This is a genomic window from Dongia sp., from assembly GCF_041910485.1.
Lineage (GTDB): Bacteria > Pseudomonadota > Alphaproteobacteria > Dongiales > Dongiaceae > Dongia.
The window spans coordinates 21052-44247 of record NZ_JAYRQR010000026.1 but is presented as its reverse complement, the minus strand read 5'-3'; the positions used below and the strand labels follow the sequence as shown (position 1 = coordinate 44247).

20 protein-coding genes are annotated in these 23196 nt (G+C 62.5%); 4 read left to right on the top strand and 16 right to left on the bottom strand.

The window, feature by feature from the left end:
- Positions 1-3: 3 nt before the first annotated feature.
- From odhB to ACE3PP_RS07620, 9 genes are all read right to left on the bottom strand, one after another.
- Entirely contained in the window at positions 4-1245 is a 1242-nt protein-coding gene (odhB, locus tag ACE3PP_RS07660) for a 2-oxoglutarate dehydrogenase complex dihydrolipoyllysine-residue succinyltransferase (protein ID WP_374380038.1), read from the bottom strand.
- A 48-nt stretch (positions 1246-1293) separates the two neighbouring features.
- The gene (locus ACE3PP_RS07655) at positions 1294-4191 is read right to left on the bottom strand and encodes a 2-oxoglutarate dehydrogenase E1 component (protein WP_374380035.1); all 2898 of its coding nucleotides are present in this window, start codon (positions 4189-4191) and stop codon (positions 1294-1296) included.
- Between the two features lie 332 nt (positions 4192-4523).
- Complete coding sequence (gene sucD, locus ACE3PP_RS07650; RefSeq protein ID WP_374380033.1) at positions 4524-5399, bottom strand: succinate--CoA ligase subunit alpha; 876 nt, start codon at positions 5397-5399, stop codon at positions 4524-4526.
- Positions 5400-5405: 6 nt separating this feature from the next.
- A complete protein-coding gene (gene sucC, locus ACE3PP_RS07645; protein ID WP_374380031.1) occupies positions 5406-6572 on the bottom strand; it encodes an ADP-forming succinate--CoA ligase subunit beta in 1167 nt (388 codons plus the stop codon).
- A gap of 271 nt (positions 6573-6843) precedes the next feature.
- The gene (locus ACE3PP_RS07640; protein WP_374380028.1) at positions 6844-7002 is read right to left on the bottom strand and encodes a hypothetical protein; all 159 of its coding nucleotides are present in this window, start codon (positions 7000-7002) and stop codon (positions 6844-6846) included.
- Positions 6999-7964: a malate dehydrogenase gene (gene mdh / locus ACE3PP_RS07635; RefSeq protein WP_374380025.1), complete on the bottom strand. Its 966-nt coding sequence runs from the start codon at positions 7962-7964 to the stop codon at positions 6999-7001. Before mdh ends, ACE3PP_RS07640 begins: the two co-directional genes overlap by 4 nt.
- A 153-nt stretch (positions 7965-8117) precedes the next feature.
- Positions 8118-9263 carry a cell division protein ZapE gene (gene zapE / locus ACE3PP_RS07630; RefSeq protein ID WP_374380022.1) on the bottom strand — a complete coding sequence of 382 codons (1146 nt, stop codon included), beginning with the start codon at positions 9261-9263 and terminating at the stop codon, positions 8118-8120.
- Between the two features lie 292 nt (positions 9264-9555).
- Positions 9556-11220 (bottom strand): hypothetical protein, encoded by a 1665-nt coding sequence (locus ACE3PP_RS07625; RefSeq protein WP_374380019.1) that lies wholly within the window; start codon positions 11218-11220, stop codon positions 9556-9558.
- Between the two features lie 185 nt (positions 11221-11405).
- The gene (locus tag ACE3PP_RS07620; protein WP_374380016.1) at positions 11406-12818 is read right to left on the bottom strand and encodes a tetratricopeptide repeat protein; all 1413 of its coding nucleotides are present in this window, start codon (positions 12816-12818) and stop codon (positions 11406-11408) included.
- 102 nt (positions 12819-12920) lie between these two features.
- On the opposite strand from ACE3PP_RS07620, the gene ACE3PP_RS07615 reads away from it, so the two are divergent.
- Positions 12921-13277, top strand: a complete 357-nt coding sequence (locus ACE3PP_RS07615; protein WP_374380013.1) for a DUF1636 family protein — start codon at positions 12921-12923, stop codon at positions 13275-13277.
- Here ACE3PP_RS07615 and ACE3PP_RS07610 read toward each other — a convergent pair.
- The 7 genes from ACE3PP_RS07610 to ACE3PP_RS07580 form a co-directional block, all read right to left on the bottom strand.
- Complete coding sequence (locus ACE3PP_RS07610; protein ID WP_374380010.1) at positions 13274-13846, bottom strand: DUF924 family protein; 573 nt, start codon at positions 13844-13846, stop codon at positions 13274-13276. The two genes, ACE3PP_RS07615 and ACE3PP_RS07610, sit on opposite strands and share 4 nt — an antisense overlap.
- Positions 13843-14592, bottom strand: coding sequence for a glutathione S-transferase family protein (locus ACE3PP_RS07605; RefSeq protein ID WP_374380007.1), 750 nt, complete (start codon positions 14590-14592; stop codon positions 13843-13845). Before ACE3PP_RS07605 ends, ACE3PP_RS07610 begins: the two co-directional genes overlap by 4 nt.
- Before the next feature lie 21 nt (positions 14593-14613).
- The gene (locus tag ACE3PP_RS07600; protein WP_374380004.1) at positions 14614-15435 is read right to left on the bottom strand and encodes an ABC transporter permease; all 822 of its coding nucleotides are present in this window, start codon (positions 15433-15435) and stop codon (positions 14614-14616) included.
- 15 nt (positions 15436-15450) lie between these two features.
- Positions 15451-16311, bottom strand: a complete 861-nt coding sequence (locus ACE3PP_RS07595; RefSeq protein WP_374380001.1) for an ABC transporter permease — start codon at positions 16309-16311, stop codon at positions 15451-15453.
- A gap of 27 nt (positions 16312-16338) precedes the next feature.
- On the bottom strand, positions 16339-17478 hold the full coding sequence (locus ACE3PP_RS07590) for a PotD/PotF family extracellular solute-binding protein (protein ID WP_374379998.1): 1140 nt from the start codon (positions 17476-17478) through the stop codon (positions 16339-16341).
- 104 nt (positions 17479-17582) lie between these two features.
- Entirely contained in the window at positions 17583-18707 is a 1125-nt protein-coding gene (locus ACE3PP_RS07585) for an ABC transporter ATP-binding protein (RefSeq protein WP_374379995.1), read from the bottom strand.
- Positions 18708-18913: 206 nt separating this feature from the next.
- Positions 18914-19645, bottom strand: a complete 732-nt coding sequence (locus ACE3PP_RS07580; protein WP_374379992.1) for a Bax inhibitor-1 family protein — start codon at positions 19643-19645, stop codon at positions 18914-18916.
- Positions 19646-19823: 178 nt separating this feature from the next.
- On the opposite strand from ACE3PP_RS07580, the gene trpS reads away from it, so the two are divergent.
- From trpS to ACE3PP_RS07565, 3 genes are all read left to right on the top strand, one after another.
- Positions 19824-20855, top strand: coding sequence for a tryptophan--tRNA ligase (gene trpS / locus ACE3PP_RS07575; RefSeq protein WP_374379990.1), 1032 nt, complete (start codon positions 19824-19826; stop codon positions 20853-20855).
- A 99-nt stretch (positions 20856-20954) separates the two neighbouring features.
- Positions 20955-21992, top strand: coding sequence for a DUF2333 family protein (locus ACE3PP_RS07570; protein WP_374379988.1), 1038 nt, complete (start codon positions 20955-20957; stop codon positions 21990-21992).
- A gap of 267 nt (positions 21993-22259) precedes the next feature.
- Positions 22260-23180, top strand: coding sequence for a sulfite exporter TauE/SafE family protein (locus tag ACE3PP_RS07565; protein ID WP_374380469.1), 921 nt, complete (start codon positions 22260-22262; stop codon positions 23178-23180).
- Positions 23181-23196 lie beyond the last annotated feature (16 nt).

Genomic DNA, 23196 nt, shown 5'->3' with positions numbered 1-23196 from the left:
GCGTCAGAGCTCGATCAGCAGGCGCTGCGGATCTTCGAGGCATTCCTTGATGCGGACCAGGAAGGTCACTGCCTCGCGCCCGTCGATGATGCGGTGATCGTAAGAGAGCGCCAGATACATCATCGGGCGCCCCTCGATCTTGCCATCGACCACCATCGGCCGCTGCTGGATCTTGTGCATGCCAAGGATGCCGGATTGCGGCGGGTTGATGATCGGCGTCGACATCAGCGAGCCATAGGTGCCGCCGTTCGAGATGGTGAAGGTGCCGCCGGTCAGGTCTTCGATGGAGAGCTTGCCGTCGCGGGCGCGCTTGCCGAGCTCGGCGATGGAGGATTCGATCTCGGCGAAGCTCAAGGCATCGACATTCCTGAGGACCGGCACGACCAGGCCCTGCTCGGTGCCGACCGCGACGCCGACATCGTAATGGTTCTTGTAGATGATGTCGTCGCCGTCGATCTCGGCATTGACGGCCGGAATTTCCTTGAGCGCCTGCAGCGAGGCCTTCACGAAGAAGGACATGAAGCCGAGCTTCACCTTGTGCTTCTTCTCGAAGCTGTCCTTGTACTTGTCGCGCAGCGCCATCACGGCCGTCATGTCCACCTCGTTGAAGGTGGTGAGAATGGCGGCATTGTTCTGGGCCTGCTTCAGGCGTTCGGCGATGCGGCGGCGCAGGCGCGACATCGGCACGCGTTCCTCGCGCTCGGTGAGGTTGCGCGGCACATGCGGCACGACGGGAGCCGGGGCCGGCGCCGGGCGCGCGGCGGCCGGGGCAGCAGCGGGTGCCGCCTTCTGCTTTTCCAGATGATCGAGCACGTCGCCCTTGGTCAGGCGCCCATCCTTGCCGGTGCCGGCAATGGCCGATGGGTTGACGCCGCTTTCATCGACCAGCTTCTTCACGGCCGGGGACAGGCGGTCGTCGGCGGCAGGGGCAGCAGCAGCCGCCTTGACGGCTGGCGCGGGTGCGGCGGCGGCCACCGTGGGCTTGGCGGCCGGGGCAGCTGCAGCGCCACCGGTGACGATCGAGCCGATCACGGTGCCGACATTGACGGTGGTGCCGGCCGGGGCCGAAATCTCACCCAGCGTGCCAGCCGCGCTGGCGAAGACTTCGACGGTTACCTTGTCGGTTTCCAGCTCGACCAGCGCCTCGTCCTTCTTCACGGGGTCGCCGATATTCTTCATCCACTTGGCGACGGTCGCTTCGCTGACCGATTCGCCCAAGGCTGGAACCGTGATCGGTGTTGACATTCTTTTCTCTCCCAATGCCGATGATGTTGCTTTGCTGGTTGGCCGGGCTCAGCTGAGGCTGAGCGCTTCGTCGACCAGCTTGGCTTGTTCCTTGATGTGTCGCTTGTAGAGGCCGGTGGCCGGCGAGGCCGAAGCCGGGCGGCCGACATAGCGGACGCGGCGCTGTTTGGTCTCCAGGCTTTCCATGACTGTGTCGATTTCCGGCGAGACGAAGAACCAGGCGCCCATGTTCTTGGGCTCTTCCTGGCACCAGACGATTTCGGCGCCGGGGAAACGCTTCAGCTCGGCTGCAAGGGCCTTGTCCGGGAACGGATAGAGCTGCTCGACGCGCATGATGTAGACATCCTCGAGCCCGCGCTTCTCGCGCTCCTCGAAGAGGTCGTAATAGACCTTGCCGGTGCACAGCACGACGCGCTTGATCTTCTTGTCCTGGAGCTTGGGGTTGTCGTCCCAGAGCAGGCGGTGGAAGGTCGTGCCGGGGCCGAACTCGGCGAGCTTCGAAACCGCCAGCTTGTGACGCAGCAGCGATTTCGGCGTCATCAGGATGAGCGGCTTGCGGAAGCTCCGGTGCAGTTGCCGGCGTAGCGCGTGATAGTAATTGGCCGGGGTGGTGAGGTTCGCCACCTGCATATTGTCTTCGGCGCAGAGCTGCAGATAACGCTCAAGCCGGGCCGAGCTGTGCTCCGGACCCTGGCCTTCATAGCCGTGGGGCAGCAGCATGACGAGGCCCGACATGCGCAGCCATTTCGATTCGCCCGAGGAAATGAACTGGTCGATGATGACCTGGGCGCCGTTGGCGAAATCGCCGAACTGCGCTTCCCAGAGGACCAGGGTCTTCGGTTCGGCGAGGCTGTAGCCGTAATCGAAGCCGAGCACGCCGGCTTCGGAAAGCGGCGAGTTGATCACTTCGAAAAAGGCCTGGCCGTCGCGGATGTGGTTGAGGGGCGTGTATTCCTCTTCCGATTCCTGGTCGGTGAAGACGGCGTGGCGCTGGCTGAAGGTGCCGCGCTTGCAATCCTGGCCGGAAAGGCGGACGCCGAAACCTTCGTCGAGCAGCGTGCCGAAGGCCAGGGCTTCGCCGGTCGCCCAGTCGATGCCTTCGCCCGATTTGAACATCTCTTCCTTCTGGGCGAGCTGGCGGGCGATCTTGCGGTTCAAGTTGAAGGTGCCGGGCACCGTCGTCATCGCCTTGCCGACCAACTGCAGCTTGTCCTCAGGGACGGCCGTGTCGCCGCGGCGTTCATCCGCCGTCGCGGTGCCGAGGCCCGCCCAGGCGCCTTCCAGCCAATCGGCCTTGTTGGGCTTGTAGGACATCGACGCCTCGAACTCGGCATCGAGCCGCGCCTGGAAGTCGTTCATGATGCGGTCGACTTCGTCCTGGCTCATGCTGCCTTCTTCGACCAGGCGCTGGGCATAGATCGTGCGCGTCGTCGGATGCGTCGCGATCTTCTTGTACATCAGCGGCTGGGTGAAGGCCGGCTCGTCGCTTTCATTGTGGCCATAGCGGCGATAGCAGAACATGTCGATGATGACGTCGTGCTTGAACTCCTGACGGAAGTCCATCGCGGTCCGGGCGACGTGCAGCACGGCTTCCGGGTCGTCGGCATTGACGTGGAAGATCGGCGCCTGAATGGCCTTGGCGATGTCCGAGCAATAGGGCCCGGAGCGCGAGGCCGTGGGGCTCGTGGTGAAGCCGATCTGGTTGTTGATGATGAAGTGGATCGTGCCGCCCACTTCGTAGTCGAAGAGCTGCGACAGATCGAGGCATTCCGGCACCAGACCCTGGCCGGCAAAGGCCGCATCGCCGTGCAGCAGCAGGCCCATGACCTGCTCGCGCGTCTTGTCCTTGCGCTGGTCCTGCTTGGCGCGGACCTTGCCGAGAACGACCGTGTTGACGCATTCGAGATGCGACGGGTTGGCGGTCAGCGACAGATGCACGGTGCGGCCGTCGAACTCGCGGTCGGCCGAGGTGCCGAGATGGTATTTGACGTCGGCGGAACCCTGCACGTCCTCGGGGTTCGAGGCGTTGCCCTGGAATTCCGAGAAGATCGCGGCGTAGGGCTTGTTCATGAAGTTGGCGAGCACGGAGAGGCGCCCGCGATGCGCCATGCCGATCACCACTTCCTTGAGGCCAAGCTGGCTGCCGCGCTTGATGATCTGTTCAAGCGCCGGAATGAGCGTCTCGCCGCCATCAAGGCCGAAGCGCTTGGTGCCGGTATATTTCTTGTCGAGGAAGTTCTCGAACATCTGCGCCTCGGTGAGGCGCTCGAGGATGGCCTGCTTGCCGCGTTCGGTGAAGTCGCGGTGGTTGCGGCTGCCTTCCATGCGCTGCTGCAGCCATTTGCGCTGGTCGGAATCCTGGATGTGCATGTACTCGACGCCGATCGAGCCGCAATAGGTCTGGCGCAGCGCGTGGATGAGTTGGCGGAGCGTCGCCGTCTCGAAGCCCATCGCGCCGTCGAGGAAGATCTCGCGGTCGAGATCGGCATCGTTGAAGCCGTGGGTGCGGTAGTCGAGTTCGGGATGGCGAGCGCGGGGTTTGAGCTCCAGCGGATCGAGATTGGCCTCGAGATGGCCGCGCACGCGGTAGACGCGGACCAGCATGATGGCGCGCAGCGAATCGCGGGCGGCGGCGCGCTGTTCGGCGGCACCGACATGGCTGCTGATGAAGGCGCGGCGGCCGGCATCGCTGGTGGTGAGATTGATCGCTTCGGCAACACCGTTGCCGATTTCGATATCGCGCTCGCGCGGGGCCCAACTAGCACCGTGGAGATCCTTCAAGGCCGCGGCGGCCTCTTCCTTCAGGTCGGCAAAGAAGCTCTGCCAGGATTCATCGACCGAATTGGGGTCGGTCAGATATTTGGCATAGAGCTCTTCGATGAACGGCGCGTTGGGGCCGGAAAGGAAGTTGGGGACCGCTTGGAGATTGGGATTTGGCTGGTTCATGGTTCACCCGTTTGGGCCGATGCCCGCAAGAGATCAAGCCACCAAAAGGTCTAGCATGGCGCCAGGCCGAAGGCGGCCGTCGATGGAGTTGGAGCGGATATGTCGGGGAAATCGCCCGGCGGTGGCCATGTTGGCCCGGGGGCGGCTTCTCCGACAAATCCCGCTGCCGTCATTTGCGCATGGGATGGTTACCCAATGGTTACCGCTTCCCACAGAACTGTGCCGGGGAAGGACTTTGGGGAGATAGCAACCGGGTCCCGGGATATCAACCCGGAACCCGGCAGGGTAATTTATGGCGGAAAGACGAACCCGGTGCCGGGAGCCGGTCACCGTTACTTGCCCATCGCTTTCAGCATGGAGGACCCAAGCGCCGCGGGGGAATCGGCCACGACGAAACCGGCCGACTTCATGGCCTCGATCTTGTCGCCCGAACCGCCCTTGCCACCGCTGATGATGGCGCCGGCATGGCCCATGCGGCGGCCCGGAGGGGCCGTGACGCCGGCGATGAAGCCGACGATGGGCTTTTTCTTCTTGGCCGCCTTGTAGAAGGCGGCGGCGTCTTCCTCGGCATTGCCGCCGATTTCGCCGATCATGACGATGCCCTGGGTTTCGTCGTCGGCCAGGAACATGTCCAGGCAGTCGACGAAGTTGGTGCCGTTGACGGGATCGCCACCGATGCCGATGCAGGTGGTCTGGCCGAGGCCGGCCGCCGTGGTCTGGGCGACGGCTTCATAGGTCAGCGTGCCGGAACGCGACACGATGCCGATCTTGCCCTTCCGGTGAATATGGCCCGGCATGATGCCGATCTTGCACTCCTCCGGCGTGATGATGCCGGGGCAGTTCGGACCGATGAGGCGGGTTGCGGAACCCTGGAGGGCGCGCTTCACCTTCACCATGTCGAGGACCGGAATGCCTTCGGTGATGCAGACGGCGAGCGCGATCTTGGCGTCGATCGCCTCAAGGATCGCGTCTGCCGCGAAGGGCGGCGGCACATAGATGACGCTGGCGTTGGCGCCGGTCTTGGCGACCGCTTCGGCCACCGTGTCGAAGACGGGCAGGTCGAGATGCTTGGTGCCGCCCTTACCCGGGGTGACGCCGCCCACCATCTTGGTGCCATAGGCGATGGCCTGCTCCGAGTGGAAGGTGCCTTGCGCGCCGGTGAAGCCCTGACAGATGACTTTGGTGTTTTTATTGACGAGAACGGACATGGTTGCTCAAGCCTCCTTCACGGCCTTGACGACCTTTTCGGCCGCATCCGCAAGGTTGTCGGCGGACAGGATGGGCAGCCCGGACTGCGCCAGGATCTTCTTGCCCAATTCGACATTGGTGCCTTCGAGGCGCACGACCAGCGGCACGTGGAGGCTGACCTCACGCGCGGCGGCGACGACACCCTCGGCGATGACATCGCAACGCATGATGCCGCCGAAGATGTTGACCAGGATGCCTTCGACATTGGGATCGGAAAGGATGATCTTGAAGGCCGCGGTGACGCGTTCCTTCGTGGCACCACCGCCGACATCGAGGAAGTTCGCCGGCGATCCGCCGTAGAGCTTGATGATGTCCATCGTCGCCATGGCAAGGCCGGCGCCGTTGACCATGCAGCCGATCGACCCGTCGAGCTTGATGTAGTTGAGGCTGTGCTTGGCCGCTTCGAGCTCGGCCGGATCTTCTTCATCCGGATCGCGCAGCTCTTCGACGTCCTTGTGACGGAAGAGCGCGTTGTCGTCGAAGTTGATCTTGGCATCGAGTGCCAGCACGTCGCCGGCACCGGTGACGACCAGCGGGTTGATCTCGACGATCGAGCAATCGAGATCGACGAAGGCCTTGTATAGGGCCATGATGAACTTGGTCGCGGATGCGATCTGGTTGCCGGTGAGCTTCAGGAAGAAAGCGATCTGGCGGCAATGGAACGCCTGCACGCCCGTCACCGGGTCGACCGCCACTTTGAGGATCTTTTCCGGGTTCTTGGCGGCGACCTCTTCGATCTCCATGCCGCCTTCTTCGGAGGCCATGATGGTGATGCGCGATGTAGCGCGGTCAACCAGCATACCCAGATACAGTTCGCGTTTGATGTCGCAGCCGGCTTCGATGTAGACGCGCTTCACGACCTTGCCCACGGGGCCGGTCTGGTGCGTCACCAGCGTCATGCCGAGCATCGAGGTCGATAGGCTTTTGACGTCGTCCAAGGTCTTGGCAACCTTGACGCCGCCGGCCTTGCCGCGGCCACCGGCATGAATCTGCGCCTTCACGACACAGAGACCACCGCCCAGTTTCTTGGCTGCATCGACCGCCTCGTCGGCGGAATAGGCGACGTGGCCGTCTGGAACGGCGACGCCAAACTTCCGGATCAGGGCTTTAGCCTGATATTCATGGATGTTCATCCAGGATGACCCGCTTGCTGCGTTGCGAAGGGCTGCACCCCGGCGGTCATTCGGCAGCCACCGGGCCGCGCGATTATTCCTAGGAAGTCTTTAGGAATTCTTAGAAAAAAAGCGGGCGACAGCGACAGCCGACGATTTGCTGTGGTGCAGCAGATCGTACTCTATCACCATGCCGGGCGGGTTCAAGCCAATTGAACTGAAACCCGCCGGTGCAAAGCAATAGGACTGTCGCCGTCGCAGGCCGTTTGGTCAAAAAAGACCAGACCGGAAGTTACTTCTTCTTCGCGGCCTTCTTGGCGGTCTTCTTGGCGGTCTTCTTCGCTGCCGGCTTCTTGGCAGCGGCCTTCTTCGTGGTCTTCTTCTTGGCAGCCGGCTTCTTGGCAGCCTTCTTGGCAACCTTCTTGGCCGCCAGTTCGATGGTCTTCTTCATTGCTTCTCTCCTCTTTGAAGCTTCCTCACCACATCGATGAGGCCCCTTACGGCCGTGACCGACTTGTCGAACATGGCTTTTTCAGCCTTGTTGAGGTCGATCTCGACCACTCTCTCTACCCCGCCCGCGCCGATCACGACCGGCACGCCGACATAGAGTCCCTTCACCCCGTACTGGCCCGACAAATAGGCCGCGCAGGGAAGCACGCGTTTCTTGTCCTTGAGATAGGATTCGGCCATCGCGATGGCGGAAGCCGCCGGCGCATAGAAAGCGGAACCCGTCTTCAGAAGATTGACGATTTCAGCGCCGCCATCGCGGGTGCGCTGGACGATCTGGTCGAGCTTGGCCTGCGTGGTCCAGCCCTTCTTCACCAGATCCGGCAGCGGAATGCCGGCGATCGTGGAATAGCGGACCAGCGGCACCATCGTGTCGCCATGACCACCCAGCACGAAGGCAGTCACGTCTTCGACCGAGACCTTGAATTCCTCGGACAGGAAATAACGGAAGCGCGCAGAATCGAGCACGCCAGCCATGCCGACGACCCGGTTCTCCGGCAGGCCGGACGCCTGCTGCAGGACATAGACCATGACGTCGAGCGGATTGGTGATGCAGATGACGAAGGCCTTCGGGGCATATTTCTTGATGCCCTTGCCGACCGATTCCATCACCTTTGCGTTGGTGGCGATGAGATCGTCGCGGCTCATGCCCGGCTTGCGCGGGATGCCGGCGGTGACGATGACGACGTCGGCGCCCTTGATCGCCTTATAATCGGACGCGCCAGCATAATTGGCGTCGAAACCTTCGACCGGCGAGGCTTCCGCGATGTCGAGTGCCTTGCCCTGGGGAACGCCATCGACAACGTCGAAAAGAACGATGTCACCGAGTTCCTTGAGGCCAGCGAGCAGTGCCAACGTGCCGCCGATCTGACCCGCACCAATGAGGGCTATCTTATTCCGTGCCATTCTGTAATCCTGATGTCCCTTACGCATTGCCACGATTCGCTTTAGGCAATGCACCTGCGCTTTAAGCGCACTCCTCTAGATGTTGAGTTAATAACCTGAATTTGCCACAAGGGCAAGAGGCATTAACTCTTCGCGCGAAAATTCTCCCTCACCTCACGTCAAATGCGGTCGCGTCAGATAGTCGACCGACTGCATTTCGTTGAGCCGGCTCACCGTGCGTTCGAATTCGAACGCGCCGTCGCCGGCGGGATAAAGACGTTCCGGTTTGTCGGCGGCGGCGATGATCGTCGTCACCTTATGTTCGTAGAGTTCATCGATCAGCGTCATGAAACGCCGGGCTTCGTTGCGTCGATCGGCGTTGAGCGTCGGCACGCCGTCCAGCAGCACGACGTCATAATGCGTGGCGATGGCGAGATAGTCGGCGGCGCCGAGGGGCTTGGCGCACAGCTCGTCAAAGTCGAACCAGGCGACCCGGCCGTGGGCATTGGCAACCTGGCGCAGAATATCGAGGCGACGGCCCTGGACCGTGAGATGGGCTGCGATCGGCGGCTCGTTGTCGGTCATGCGGGCGAAGGCATCGCGCATCTGTCGGGCGCTGAGGTCCGTCAGCGGATAGTGATAGACGCTCATATCCTTGAGCCGCGCCATCCGGTAATCGCGCCCGCCATCGAGCTCGAGCACGTCGAGCTTCTCCTTGAGGAGGGCGATGAAGGGCAGGAACTGGTCGCGCTGCAGGCCACCCTTGTAGAGATCGTCCGGCGCCCAGTTCGACGTCGCCACCATGACCACGCCGCGCTCGAACAGGGCACTGAAGAGCCGCCCCAGGATCATCGCGTCGGCGATGTTGGTGACATGGAATTCGTCGAAACAGATCAGCGTCACCTCGGCGGCGAGCTTCTCGGCCAAAGCGGGAATGAGGTCGACCTGCTTGGGTTTCTCCTGCCGCCACTTATGCAGCTGGTCGTGCACTTCCAGCATGAAGGCATGAAAATGGACCCGGCGCTTCTTCTCCACCTGAACATGGGCGAAGAAGAGATCCATCAGCATCGATTTGCCGCGACCGACCCCGCCATAGAGGTAGAGGCCTTGCGGTGCTTCTTCATCGCGGCGACGTGCGAGGCCCAGGCGCGCAGCCCAGGAACGGAGCGCGCCGCTATTGTCGGCTTCGGGGCGATAGTCATTGAGCGCATTGTAGAGCGACTGCAGCTTCTCGGCTGCGAGCTCCTGCGCCGGATCATGGTGCAAGCGACCGCCACGCTGCATCGCGCGATAGGCGGGGAGTGGCCCGTCATCACTCATGGATGCGACCAACACATCGGTCGTTGCTGAAATCGCGACTCGGTCAATATGCATGTCTCGCATATCACAACATATTTTTTTGCGCTTATCCACCGAGAAGTGATTCGCGCGTGTCCAAGCGACCACAGATTTCGTCCGGACTGAGTCATCGCGGCAACAGTTTGAACGTCACGCAGTGCATCGCATGGACCTCATCCGCGTCTGCGACGCGCACCAAAAAGAAACCGCGCCGGTCATTGCTGACCGACGCGGTTTAGCATCGCGAAGATGAATAAAGCGTTCACATCTTCGATTACATGCCGGAGAGCGACATGCCGTTGACCTTGGCATCGCCGGCGGCATCGACCTCCAGCTTCAGCTTGTCGACGGGCTTGCCGTCGCCGCCGGTTTCGCGCTTGGCCATCGACTGGATCATCGACAGGCCACCCATGATCTGGGCCGCGTTGGGTGAGCTCTGCGCTGCTTCCTTGACCAGGTTGAGCGCCTCATCGAGCCCATGCAGCCCGACATCGAGCGCACCGACCAGACCCAGAGTGGCATCCGGCTTGACGTCGAAATTGCCCGTGGCATCGAGCTGCAGCACCTCTGAATTGAGGCCCGACGGCGCGACGGTGAGCTTCATCGGCGCCTTCTGCAGCAATTGCTGCATGGCGATGAACATGATGCCGGCAGCGGCGTCGGAGTGCGCGGCGTCGGCCGCGACGAGGTTCGGGAAGTTGTCGCCGATCAGCTGCCACAGCTCCTTCGAGGGAACCTCGCTGAGGTTGAGGTCGAGCTTGCCGGATGCCGGCAGCAACTTCGTAAAGAGCGGATCGGCGGTCAGTTCCGGGTCGTTGATGGAGAGCTTGTCGTGGGAGATGCCCAGATTGACGACGGCCTTTTCCTTGTCGAGCCCGTCGAAGGCCATGGTCAAGCCGCCCTGGCCGAGGCGGAAGGGCTCGCTGCCATCCTTCTCCTTGAAGCCGGCATCATTGACAGTGATGTCGTACTTGACGCCGCCGAGCAGGCCCGAGACGCCCTTGATGAGGGTCCCGAATTTGGTGGCCTGTTCCGGCGACATGCCGGAAGCCTCGGTCGGTGCCGCCGTCGCATCGCCCTGCTGTCCTTCGGCATTCGCCTGCGCCTTGGCCGCCGCTTCGGCGATTTCGGCCATCAAGGTCTGCATTTCGCGCGTCTTGGCGACATATTCCTTGAGCTTCACGGCGCTCATGATGCCGGTGAAGTTGAGCTCGCCGATGTTGAGCGTGCCGCCGGTATTGTCCAGCGCGCTGAAGCCGGTCAATTGCAGCTTGCCGTTCTGATCGAAGAGACCGCCGCCCTTGTCGGTGCTGCTGAGAGTGACGTTCAGCGTCTTGGCGGCAACGTTGCCGCCTTCGGGCTTGTCGTCCTTGGCGGAGAGATCGGTCGCCTGCCAGTCGAACGACAGGAAGGTTTCCAGGCTGCTGGACCATTCACCGGTAAAGGATTTGGTCGTGACGGCCAGCGATCCCACCGCCGCATTGTTCTTGTCCTTGGCGGTAATGACATTGGCGTGGCGGAGATCGCTGGCGATATAGGCGTCGTCGCCCTTGGGCGTCAGCTTGTAGGAAACCGTACCGATATCGAGCTTCGTATCGTCGGCCGTGCCCAGGGTGACGCCCTCGATCGAGACGTCGAACGCATCGGTGCCGGGTGTTACCTTGACGGCGCCATGCCGCAGGATGCGGGTCGCTTCCGGCCCTTCGGCCAGCAGCAGGTAATCATCGATCGCCTTCTGGATGATCGGGGCCTTCGCCGCATCGATGGCAGCAGCGGGGGCTGCGGTTTCGGTGCTGTTCGACTGCCCGCCGGCCGCCTGTTCTTCCTTGTCGCCACAAGCCGCGACCAGAAGCAGAGCTACGACGCTGCCAGCCGCCAGCGAAGTCTTGCAGGCCAGACCGAAAGAACCCATACGGTCCGCATTCCACCAACGCCCCATCTTTCTCACTCCTTGGATGATATCGGTCGGATCCGCAGCCAGCGATCATCGCGGCCTCGGCCGACCCTCATTGCGTCAAATCGCGCCGCCTATAGCAGATAAAGCATCCGGCGGTCTGCTGCCGCTGACGTTTGTGTGATGTTTCGCACAGCGCCGCATGGCCATGATGCCGCGCCGGGTTGCCGTCACGGCGTCGGTACGAACGGCTTGGCACCGGGTTGCGGCGCACCGGGAATCACCGGCACCAGCGGATCCTGCGGCAACGTTGATGGCGTCGATTTGGGCAGCGGTTGCGGTGTTGCCGCCGCGGGGGCAGTCGCTGCCGGTGTTGTCTCCAATCCTGGGGCAACCAGAACCGGCTGCGTGGCCGGGTCTTGCGTGACCGGAGCGGGTGTCACGACCAGTGCCGGCTGATCCGTAGCGGGTTGTGCGACCGGTGCTGTTGCCGGCGCACTAGGCGCAGATTCCTCGAACAAGGGCGGCAGGTCCGGCGCCGCCGTGGCGGCGGGTGCTGCAGCCGGATCGGTCGCCGCTGGTTCCGGCATGGCCGTTGCAGGCATGGGCGCTGCGACCGGTGCCGGTGCGGGTTCAGCAGCGCCCGGCACGGATTGTTCCTTGGCCTTCGGCTGCCAATTGTCGTGGAGGGTCTGGGCCGAGGCGAGTTCCTGTGGCGTCATCGACTGGGCAAGGGCCGCTGCCTTGGCCGAACCGTCGGCGACACCCCGATCGGCAGCGAGACTGTACCAAGTGTAGGCCTGCACCTTGTCGGCGGGAACCCCTTGGCCGCTGGCATAAAGATCGCCCAGGGCCATCATGGAGGCCGCGTCCTTCCCATTGGCGCCGCGTTCGAAATGCTCGACGGCACGGACGAAATCCGGCTGTCCGCCGACACCGTTCCGATAGAGCGTACCAATATTGTATTCGGCGCCGATGCTGCCGCCGGCAACCGCGATCTCCAGCCACTTCAAGGCTTCCTGCCCATTGGGCACGATGCCGAGACCGCTTTGATAGGCACGGCCCAGTTCCAGGGCGCCGGGAATGGAGCCCGCTTCGGCGGCACGCTGCAGCCAGGTCGTTGAGGCGGCAAGGTCGGGGTTGATGCCGGGCAGGCCTTCACGATGAACGATCGCCAGCTTCAGCATCGCCTTGATGTTGCCGAGATCGGCCGACCGCGTGTACCAGCCCACGGCTTCTTGATAGTCCTGCGGCACGCCGCGGCCGGTTTCATAGAGCCGACCGAGCGCATACTGGCCGTACATCTGGGCGGCGGAAATGAGCTGCGGTCCCTGGGCGCCCAGGGCAGCGCCGTTATAGCGCGGCGCCGTGTCGATCTCGGCGGCGATGCGGTAATAGGTGGCGGCCTGTTGAAAATCCGGGGCGCCGATGGCGCCGTCCTCATAGATCTTTCCCAAATTGAAGGCTGCGACCGGATTGCCGAGCTTGGCTTCCTCAGCCAGCAGAGGCACCGCCCCGGCGACATTCCCCGACTGCAGCGCCGCCTCGGCCGCCGCGTAATCGGCCTGGGCCGGAACGCTCAGATAGATCGGTGCCGAAACGATCAGAAGGGCAGCGGTCGAAAGCAGCAGGCGACGCATCATGGGCTCATCAAGCGGGTGGATCCGGCCGGCAATCTACAGAAAGAGCTTGAAAATTGCCAGCTTGGGCCCGAACTTGCGCTGCCTCACCGGACCGGAGCCCACATGGCCGCGCGCCACACACTCTTCATCTGCACCACCTGCAAGCGCGCTGGCGAAGCGCCGCTCGGCGCGGGCTTCGTGGATGAACTCGACCGTGCGGGCTTGCCGGACGATGTCGCGGTGGCCGGCATCGCCTGCATGTCGAACTGCGCGAGGCCTTTGAGCGTCGCTCTCGCGGCGCCCGGCAAGGCCACCTATATGCTGGCCGAAATCGAGCCGGCGACCGATGCGGACAGCCTCCTCGAATTGACGCGGCTCTATGTCGCAAGCCCGGACGGCCAGACCAAGCTGCTGGAACGGCCCAAGGCGATCCGGCGCAAGATCATCGCCCGCGTGCCGGCGCCACCGGTTGGCTCTTAGAACGAGCTCCCCGGACCTTTCAGAAAGTCGATTTCGTCCTCGGTCGAGGTTCGGCCGAGCGCGCCGTTGCGATGTGGATAGCGGCCGAAGCGCTTGATGATGTCGCGGTGACGGTGGGCATAGTCGAGCTGCTCCTCCGCATCTTCCCGATCGGGCCCATCCGTTTCGTCGCGCAGCCGCGTGAATAGTTCGATCGAGCGATCTTGGATGGCCAATTCCTCGGCATGCTCGAAGGGCAGATAGAAGAAGCGCCGCTGTTGGAAGGGAAAGGTGCGATCGAAGCCACGGGCAATCGCTTTCTCGGCAACGGCTCGGGCGCGCACATCGCCCAGGAACGCCTTGGCTTCGTCCCTATATATATTGCGCGACATCTGATCGAGCAGGATGAGGAGGGCGAGGCACCCGGTCGGGCTCTCGCTCCAGCCTTCAAAGCCACCCATCTGCGCTTCATGTACGGCCGCGCCGAAGCGGTGCCGGATCTCTTCGTCGAAGGCGCGGTCCTTCTCGAACCAAAGCGGCTGCGATCGGGCGGAGAACCAGAAATCGAGGACGGCGCGCGGGTCGGTCACGCAGCGACCGGCCCCACATCGTTCATCTCGGCGACGCGGGCGATGGCCGGACGCGCACGGACCTTTTCAGCAAGACGCCGCACGCTGGGGAAGCGCTTGTAGAGATCCGGGCAGCATTCCTGCCAGGTGGAAAGCATGTAAAGGAGTGCATCGGCGGCGGAAAATTGATCGCCGAGCAGATAGGGACCGCTCTTGGCCAGATGCGCATCGACGCGCGACCAGAGGGCGGCGATTTCTTCCTTTGCCTTCTCCTGGACACCGGCAATGCCGCCGGCTTCGGTCGTGATGCGGTCGGGATAGTAATAGCGCAGCATTGCCGGCTGCAGCGTGTTGTTGAGGTGGAAGAGCCACATCAGGAATGGCCCACGCTTGGGATCGTCCGCCGCCGGGGCCAAGCCCGATTTCGGGAAACGATCGGCGATCAGCAGCGAGATCGCGGCGCATTCGCTGATGACGCTGCCGTCAGGAAGCTTCATGGCCGGCAGTTTGCCGGCCGGGTTGATCTTCAGAAAGTCTGCGCCCTTGTGCGCATTCTTCGCCATGTCGACAAGAACGACATCATAGGCGGCACCGGCCTCTTCCAGGCAATAATGCGCGGCGATGGATGCCGAATTGTGTGACCAATAGAGCGTGTACATGAAGTTCCCCCGGTTTTGCGTCGGCATTCTCGGATGCCATTTCCAGGCGCTTTTATAGACCGCGCCGGTCTGATTGACCAATGCACGGCGCGCATCGTCGCGATGCATCGGCGTATCCGGACGCGAAGGTCAGTTCGCGGGATTCTGGCCACGGCGCAGCAGGAACTGCGATCCGATCAGCATGATCAGGGAAACCACCAACACCGCCGTACCGATGGCGTTGATCTCCGGCGTGACACCGCGGCGGATCGAGGCGAAGACATAGATCGGCAGGGTAACGCGGCTTCCGGCCACGAAGGACGCAATGACGTAATCGTCGAGGCTGAAGGTGAAGGACAGCAGAAAGCCCGCGAGAATGGCGGGCAAGATCTGCGGAAAAGTGATCTGCCGGAAAGTCCCCCACGGATCAGCATAAAGATCCATCGACGCTTCGATCAGGCTGCGGTCCATGCCCATCAGTCGCGCGCGCACGATGACGATGATGAGCGCCATGGCGAACAGCGAATGCGCGCAGATGAGCGAGCCGAAGCCGAGACCCAGTTGCGGCGCCGTCGCCGGATCGCCCGGCCAGAAGGCGAGGATCTGCGGGTTGATGACGTTGAAGGCGGTGACCAGAGCAATCAAGGTCGAGATGCCGATGACGATGCCGGGCACCATGATGGCGACATAGGTGAGGCCGTCGAAGAGGATTCGCGCCGCACCCTTGACGCGCGGCAGCATCAACGCGGCTGCCGTGCCAAAGATCGTCGCCAGCGCCGATGAGGTAAAAGCGACCAGCAGCGAATTCATCAACGCTTCCTTGACCAGCCGATTATTCAAGGCGGTCTCGTACCATTGCAGCGAGAAGCCGTGGAAATCGCTGGCACTCCTCCCGGCGCTGAAGCTGAACAGCGCGATGATGGCAAGGGGCGTGTAGAGAAAGATGTAGACGCAGAGCGCGTAGAGCCGCATGGCGTACCGACCCCTCTAGACCAAGGATTGGTCGCGGAAGCCGCGACGGTTGAGGGTCAGGCGCAAATAGAGTGTCACCGTGATCAGCATGATGGCGACGAGGCTCACGGCAACGGCCGAGCCGAACGGCCAGTTGCGCGATTGCAGGAACAGATCGACCAGCGCATTGCCGATGAAGAAGACCTTGCCGCCGCCAAGCAGGGCCGGGATCAGATACTCGCCCATCAGCAGGATGAAAACCAGCATGCAGCCGGTGGCAACGCCGGGCGCCGAAAGCGGCAGCGTCACCTGACGGAAGGTGGCCCAGGGCGAGGCACCAAGATCTTCCGACGCTTCGAGGAGGCGCTTGTCGAGCTTCTCAAGGCTCACGAAAATCGGGAACACCATCAGCGGCAGATAGGCATAGACGATGCCGAGCAGCACGGCGAAGGGCGTGTTGATCAGCCTCACATCCGGTATGCCGGCCCAATCGAGCAAAGCGGGAATACCCTTGCCCCCCAGAATGAAGATCCAGGCATAGGTGCGGATGAGAAAGCTGGTCCAGAACGGCACGATGACGAGGATGAGCAGCAGCAGCTTGCTGCGTCGGCTCGCCTTCACGGCCAGGAAATAGGCCAGCGGATAGGCGGCGAGGAGACACAGGATCGTGCCGGTCGGCGCCAGTGACAGTGTGTTGCGGAAGGCCGCCCAGCGCGCCGGCAGGTTGGCATACTGGGCCAAGGTAAAGGCGGGCTCATAGCCCCCGGCGTCGGCGCGCTCACCGAAGCTCAGGACCAAAACAACGACGATCGGCAGCACCAGCAGGGCAAGAAAAATGGCGAAGGAAGGCGACATCAGAAGAATTGCCGTCCAGTCCCATTTTCTTGCCCGTGCCATGTGCCGTCGATTCCAGTTGGCGTTCAGTTACGCGGCCTTGAAGCGCGCCAGGATTTCAGCGCGCGCCGGGTTGGTGAAAGTGGCCGCCGACCCGAATTCCAGCGGCGAGAGCAGGTCCGCTGCCGGATACATGATCGGATCGTTGAGCAGTTCCGGCGGCAGCAGCTTGTTGGTGCGGCTGTCGGTCGAAGGCTGCCCGTGGAACTGGACTTCCGTCGCATTGACGGCCGGGTCGAGCAGGAAGTTGATGAGCGCATAGCCGCCTTCGCGGTTCGGCGCGGATTTCGGCACGGCGTAGAAATCGGTCCAGATCTCGCCGCCCTCCTTGCCCAGGACATAGATGATCTCGGGCAGGTCGCGATGCAGCTGCTTGCCGTCGCCGGTCCAGCAAATGCCGAGCCAGGCGTCGCCGTTGCGGAAAGCGGGCTGGTAGTCGGACGTGATGGCGAAGAGATGCGGCTTCGAATCGAGCAACAGCTTCTCGGCGTCGGCCAATTCCTTCTCGTCGTTCGAATTGAACGAATAGCCGAAATATTTGAGCGCATTGCCGATGGTGGTCAGCTGGTAGTCATGGACGGTGACGCGACCGCTATAGGTGCTGCGCGTCAAATCCCAGAATTCCTTCCAGGTGGTCGGGTTCTCTTTGACCTTCGCGGTGTTGACGGCAAAGCCGGTCGTGCCCCAGTCCTTGGCGGCGCCGTAGACTGTCCCCTTCACCGTGCCCTCGCCGATGAGGCGGGCATCCTGTGCCGCGATGTCGTAGTTGGGGATCTTCGCAAGATCCAAGGGCTCGATCAGGCCGAGGTCGGCATGGGTCGACACGGTGTAATTGGTGGGAACGAACACGTCCCAGCCGGTGCCGCCGGCCTGCAGCTTGGCGAGGAATTCCTCGTTCGAGCCGAACACGCTGACTTCGACATCGGCGCCGGTCAGTTCCTTGAACTTCTCGAAATCCTTGGGATCATGATAGTTGGGCCACGTCGCCAACGACACCTTGTCGCCGATATTGCCCGCATATGCCGGGCGTGGGCGCAGGCCCGGAACCGCCGAGGCCATGACGGCCATCGCCGTGCCGAGGCCGGTGACGCCGAGGAAATGACGGCGTGAGATGGAGCCCATCTGATAGCGCCGCAGTTGGGCCATGAATTCCTTGCGTGGATCGGTCATTGCACTCTCCCTATGACGTTGTGCCAAACCTGTTTGTGGCGGCGCTTGTCGTTGTCTTTGGCTGCCGCCGTCACCGCCGGCGGAAGCAGCCTTTGAATTAACTGTCAGATCTCGGCGAGCGCCAAGGCCTTGGTCTGGTCCCAGCCCATGATGACGGCATCACCAGGTTCCAGCGAACGGCTTTCCGTGGCCTGCTTGGGCAGGCGCACCAGAACGGCGCCCAATCCTTCAGCTTCGACCTGGAATTCGCTGTGGTCCCCAAGATAGATGCGGTTGAGCAGTCGGGCCGGACGCGCGACGTCGAGCCCCGCTGGGGCAGCATTGGCCGGCCACAGGCCGATCACTTCCGGCCGCACCGCGATGGTGCCGCGTGCACCCGGTTGCAATCTGCTGCCCAGCTTGCTGAGCGGTGCCCGCAAGGTCAGTCCGCTCGCCGTCGTGATGGCGGCACCGCTTTCGTCGCAGCTGGCAACCGCGCCGCTGAAGAAGTTCGATTCGCCGACGAAATCCGCGACATAGCGATTGACCGGCGCATCATAAAGGTCCTCGGGCGAGCCGAACTGGACGATCTTGCCGTCCTTCATGATGCCGATCGTGTCGGACATGGAGAGGGCCTCTTCCTGGTCGTGCGTCACCAGGACGAAGGTGATGCCGACTTCGCGCTGCAGGTTCTGCAGTTCGATCTGCATCTCGCGGCGCAGCTTGCGATCGAGGGCCGCCAGCGGCTCGTCGAGCAGCAGAACGGTCGGCCGGTTGATGAGGGCGCGGGCCAAGGCGACGCGCTGCTGCTGGCCGCCCGACAATTCCCAAATGCGCCGTTTGCCGAGGTGCGGCAGGCGCACCAGCTCCAGTGCCTCGGCGACACGCTTGTCGATCTCGGCCTTGTCGGGGCGGGGCTGCCGCTGCCGCAGGCCGTAGCCGACATTGGCTGCCACATCCATGTGCGGGAACAGGGCGTAGTGCTGGAAAACCATGTTGACCGGCCGCTTGTGCGCCGGGACGCCGACGACCGATTGACCGGCGATCTCCACGCTACCGCTGTCGGGCTGCTCGAACCCGGCGATGAGGCGCAAGGACGTGGTCTTGCCGCAACCCGATGGGCCGAGGAAGGAATGGAACGAGCCTCGCTTGAGGCCGAAGCTGACGTCATCGACCGCCTTGACGTCGGCGAAATGTTTGACGACCGAACGAAATTCGACGTCGAAGGCCTTCTCGGACGCGTTTGCCACCAAGATCGCCGCACTCCCTGTTCCCGTGGCGGTCGTGTCCGGTCACCTCAGGGGGTCACCGCTGCCGCCTTAACAGCGAGTCTTACTGCGTTTGGTTCGCAATGAAAAGGACCGATCTAATTTTCATTCTAGGATCGGCACAAAAAGAAGCGGCGGCATCACGAAGGATGCCGCCGTTGGTTGGATGAACTCAGTAGATCGGTTGCTTAACGGCGGTCGCCGACGAAGCGCAGCAGCATCAGGAACAGGTTGATGAAGTCGAGATAGAGTGTGAAGGCACCCATGATCGACTTCTTGGCAGCGATATCGGCGCCATCGGCATCCCAATACATTTCCTTGATCTTCTGGGTGTCGTAGGCGGTAAGGCCGGTGAAGATCAGGACGCCCAGGACCGAAATCGCAAAGCCCAGGCCGCTGGAGCCGAGGAAGATGTTCACGACCGAGGCCAGGATGATGCCGAAGAGGCCCATGATGAGGAAATTGCCCATGCCGGTGAGGTCACGCTTGGTCGTGTAACCCCAAAGGCTCATCGCGGCGAAAGTGCCTGCCGAGATGAAGAAGGTCCGGGCGATGGATTCACCGGTATAGACCATGAAGATCGGCGCCAGGCCCAAGCCAAGGATAAAGGCGTAGGTCCAGAACAGCGCCTTGGCGGTGCCGACCTGGATGGCATGGATGCGGAAGCTCATGAAGAAGGCGACACCAAGCGCCACCAGCATGAGAATGAGGTTGTTGCGGATGATGCCCTCGAACAGGGCAGGTGCGAATTCAGCGCTGCGATAGACACCGTAGGCGACACCACCGGTGATGCCGAGGCCACCCGCCATATAGGCATAGACCTTCTGCATGTGGGCGCGGAGGCCGGCATCGATCTCGGCCGATTGGGCCTGGGCGTAGCCGCGCTGGATTGTGCGGCCAAAATTGGGTCTGTCGACCATCTGTTCACTCCCCGTTCTAAGAATTCGTGTCCGCGTGTCGCGGATGGCTGAGAATTTAGGACAAAGCGGGCGCTTTTCAATACCGCCGGCATGGGAATCCGCCGGGGAAACCCATTGCGGATCGGGCTTTTAGCGGCCATAAACCGGGCCGATCACCGTTGCGAGGAAGTTTAGGATCATGAAGGGCCGCATTTTCTCCGGCGTTCAGCCGACCCACACGTTGCATCTGGGCAATTATCTGGGCGCGGTCCGCAACTGGGTGCGCATGCAGAAGGAGTTCGAGTGCATCTTCTGCGTCGTCGACATGCATGCGATCACCCTGTTTCAGGATCCCAAGGAACTGACCAAGAACACGCGCGAAGTGACCGCCGCCTTCATGGCCTCGGGGATCGATGTCGGCCATTCGATCATCTTCGCCCAAAGCCAGAACCGGGTGCACGCCCAGCTCGCCTGGATCCTCAACTGCGTCGCACGTGTGGGCTGGCTCAACCGCATGACCCAGTTCAAGGAAAAGGCCGGGAAGGATCGTGAAAACGCCTCGGTCGGTCTCTACACCTACCCGGTGCTGATGGCGGCCGACATTCTGGCCTATCGCGCCACCCATGTGCCGGTGGGCGAGGATCAGAAGCAGCATCTGGAGCTGGCGCGCGACATCGCGCAGAAGTTCAACAATGATTTCGGGGTCGAGTGCCTGGTGACGCCGAATCCCGTCATCGGCGGTCCGGCGGCGCGCGTCATGTCCTTGCGCGACGGCAGCAAAAAGATGTCGAAGTCCGATCCCAGCGACTATGCCCGCATCAACATGACCGACGATGCGGACACGATCGCCCTGAAGCTGCGGAAAGCGAAGACCGACCCCGAACCTCTGCCGGGCGCCGATGTGCTCGATGAAAAGGGCCATGTGAAGGCCGAGGAAGAGGCCAAGCGGCCCGAGGCTTATAACCTCCTGGCGATTTACGCGGCCCTTTCGGACCAGGAAATCGGCGCTGTCATCGCCGCCAATGCCGGCAAGGAGTTCTCCGCCTTCAAGCGCGATCTGACCGATCTTGCCGTTTCGGTCCTGGGGCCGATCGGGTCGGAAATGAAGCGCCTCCTCGCCCATCCGGACGAGGTCGACGCGGTCCTCGCCAAGGGGGCCGCCAAGGCCCGCGCCATTTCCGAGCCGATCCTCAAGGAAATCGAGCACGCCGTCGGGTTCCTGTCGGCCTAAAAGTCAGCTGCGACGCCGGAGTCATTGTTTTGCCGGCCGAGATTGCTTATTTCCCTCCCAGAAGCCAGTCAGCCAGCCAGTCCGGGAAGATTTAAGCCGATGAGCGACGATTTCGATCTGGAGCCGCAAGCCAAGACCGGCTGGCGCCGATTCCTCCCGAGCTGGCCCAGCCGAACCAGTGCCGATCTCGATGATGATTCGGGGTCGGAAACGGGTGGTTCCCGGTGGCTTTCCGGGGCGAAATGGGGTGGCGGCGCCTTGCTGGCGATCCTGCTGCTTTATTACCCGGTGGGCGCCTTCATCTCCCACAAGATCAACGACGATCCGAACTTCCGGCCGCCGGCCATTCCGCCAGAGGCGAGCCAGACCGTGGCTATGGCTTCGGCCCTTCTCGATCGCGAAGTGAACGGGACGACGTGGCCCGCCAATTCGCCCTGGTTCTTCCCCGGCGCCATTCTCGACAACATGCCGAACTTCCAATCCGGCGAAATCCAGGCGCTGCAGCGCGTGGTGACGGAGTTCCGCGATCAGATCGGCCGTGCCCGCGGCACCAGCAGCACGGACCGTGCGCTGCAGGATGCGGCCGCCTACCTCAACAACCAACCGGACATCTGGTACATCGACCTCAGCCGTTCCTGGGCGCCGATGAAACCGTCGGAAAGCTATTACAATGATGCCATCAAGGCGCTGAACGACTTCAACGGGCGCCTGACCCGGGGCGATGCCGTGTTCGAGCGCCGGGCTGACAATCTCCTGTCGACGCTGGATCGGATCGGCAAAGACCTCGGCGCCGCATCGAACGACATCGACAAGGAGATCGACGAGCAATCCGGTGCCTGGTTCGATCTCAACGCCGACGACATCTTCTATCGCAACAAGGGCGAGCTCTACGCTTATGGCCTGCTGCTGCGGGCCCTGGGGCAGGATTTCAAATCCGTGCTCGCCGAAAAGGGCGCAAGCAATATCTGGGACCGCATGGTCGGCTCCATGATGGAGGGCGCGGCACTCGAGCCCTGGATCGTCATCAACGGCCGGCCCGCCTCCCTGGCGCAACCCAACCACCTTGCCGAGCAAGGTTTCTATCTGCTGCGCGCCCGCGCCCAGCTGGAAGAGATCACCGACATCCTGCAGAAGTAGCGGCGACCGGAAAATCAGCCCCTGGCCCGGCGGCCGCTGCCGGGCGCGGGAATTTGTTGGTCCAGACGGATTTGTACGATCCGTCACTTTCCCTCGGAATCGCTGTGATTTAGAGTGACCGGAACGCTGCAAAGCCCCGAGTCGCGCGGCGTTTCCAAGCAAGCCAAGCGGCGGCGGCGTAGATAGATCAGCCTTTCGGTCACGCTCCCGTCCATGAAGGGACAATAGGTGACCTGGGCGACAGCCATCCTCGACTGGTTTCTGGGTCTGCAGATCTATCTGCCGATCGCCGAGGTTGCGCTCAACGTCTTCCTGCTTTTGGGGCTCGGTGCCGGGGTCGGCGTCCTTTCCGGACTGTTCGGCGTCGGCGGTGGTTTCCTCCTCACGCCGCTCCTCATTTTTGTCGGCGTGCCGCCGGCAGTCGCCGTCGCTACCCAGTCGAATCAGGTTGTCGCCTCCTCGGTCTCCGGCGTGCTGGCGCATTGGGCGCGCGGCAATGTCGATGTGAAAATGGGCGCCGTGATGCTGGTCGGCGGCATGCTGGGCTCAAGTATCGGTGTTCTGCTCTTCACCTTGTTGAAGACGCTGGGGCAGATCGACCTCGTGATCGCCATCGCCTATGTGATTACCCTGTCCGGCATCGGCATCATGATGGCGGTGGAATCGATCCGGGCACTGCGCCGCGTGCGCCGCTCCATGGCACCCAAAAAGCTGCACCAGCACAATTGGGCGCAAGGGCTGCCCCTGAAGATGCGGTTCCGCAAGTCGCGCCTCTATATCAGCGCGCTGCTGCCGGCCTTGATCGGCTTCATCGTCGGCATCATGTCGGCGATCATGGGTGTCGGCGGCGCCTTCCTGCTGGTCCCGGCCATGATCTATCTGCTCGGCATGGCGACCGGTGCCGTCATCGGCACGTCGCTTTTCCAGATCATCTTCGTTCAGGCCTGGGTCACCTTCTGGCAGGCCAACACCAACCAGACCGTCGACATTCTGCTGGCGCTGATCCTCACCATCGGCGGCGTGGTGGGTGCCCAGATCGGCGGTCGGCTCGGCGCCAAGCTGCCGGGCGAACAATTGCGCTTCCTCATGGCCCTGGTCATCCTGGTGACCGCCGGCGGGCTGCTCTATCAGCTCGTTGCCCATCCGCACGATCTCTATTCCATCGTCATTGCCGGGGGTGGACATTGAGGTTGCAGCTTTTTGG

Excerpts from the sequence above, each read along its gene's own strand:
- trpS (WP_374379990.1), top strand. The coding sequence starts at position 19,824 with ATGAAGGGCCGCATTTTCTCCGGCGTTCAGCCGACCCACACGTTGCAT.
- mdh (WP_374380025.1), bottom strand. The coding sequence starts at position 7,964 with ATGGCACGGAATAAGATAGCCCTCATTGGTGCGGGTCAGATCGGCGGC.
- zapE (WP_374380022.1), bottom strand. The coding sequence starts at position 9,263 with ATGAGTGATGACGGGCCACTCCCCGCCTATCGCGCGATGCAGCGTGGC.
- odhB (WP_374380038.1), bottom strand. The coding sequence starts at position 1,245 with ATGTCAACACCGATCACGGTTCCAGCCTTGGGCGAATCGGTCAGCGAA.
- ACE3PP_RS07625 (WP_374380019.1), bottom strand. The coding sequence starts at position 11,220 with ATGGGGCGTTGGTGGAATGCGGACCGTATGGGTTCTTTCGGTCTGGCC.
- ACE3PP_RS07640 (WP_374380028.1), bottom strand. The coding sequence starts at position 7,002 with ATGAAGAAGACCATCGAACTGGCGGCCAAGAAGGTTGCCAAGAAGGCT.
- ACE3PP_RS07570 (WP_374379988.1), top strand. The coding sequence starts at position 20,955 with ATGAGCGACGATTTCGATCTGGAGCCGCAAGCCAAGACCGGCTGGCGC.
- ACE3PP_RS07605 (WP_374380007.1), bottom strand. The coding sequence starts at position 14,592 with ATGCATCGCGACGATGCGCGCCGTGCATTGGTCAATCAGACCGGCGCG.
- ACE3PP_RS07600 (WP_374380004.1), bottom strand. The coding sequence starts at position 15,435 with ATGCGGCTCTACGCGCTCTGCGTCTACATCTTTCTCTACACGCCCCTT.
- ACE3PP_RS07590 (WP_374379998.1), bottom strand. The coding sequence starts at position 17,478 with ATGACCGATCCACGCAAGGAATTCATGGCCCAACTGCGGCGCTATCAG.
- ACE3PP_RS07580 (WP_374379992.1), bottom strand. The coding sequence starts at position 19,645 with ATGGTCGACAGACCCAATTTTGGCCGCACAATCCAGCGCGGCTACGCC.
- ACE3PP_RS07595 (WP_374380001.1), bottom strand. The coding sequence starts at position 16,311 with ATGGCACGGGCAAGAAAATGGGACTGGACGGCAATTCTTCTGATGTCG.
- ACE3PP_RS07620 (WP_374380016.1), bottom strand. The coding sequence starts at position 12,818 with ATGATGCGTCGCCTGCTGCTTTCGACCGCTGCCCTTCTGATCGTTTCG.
- sucD (WP_374380033.1), bottom strand. The coding sequence starts at position 5,399 with ATGTCCGTTCTCGTCAATAAAAACACCAAAGTCATCTGTCAGGGCTTC.
- ACE3PP_RS07615 (WP_374380013.1), top strand. The coding sequence starts at position 12,921 with ATGGCCGCGCGCCACACACTCTTCATCTGCACCACCTGCAAGCGCGCT.
- ACE3PP_RS07655 (WP_374380035.1), bottom strand. The coding sequence starts at position 4,191 with ATGAACCAGCCAAATCCCAATCTCCAAGCGGTCCCCAACTTCCTTTCC.
- sucC (WP_374380031.1), bottom strand. The coding sequence starts at position 6,572 with ATGAACATCCATGAATATCAGGCTAAAGCCCTGATCCGGAAGTTTGGC.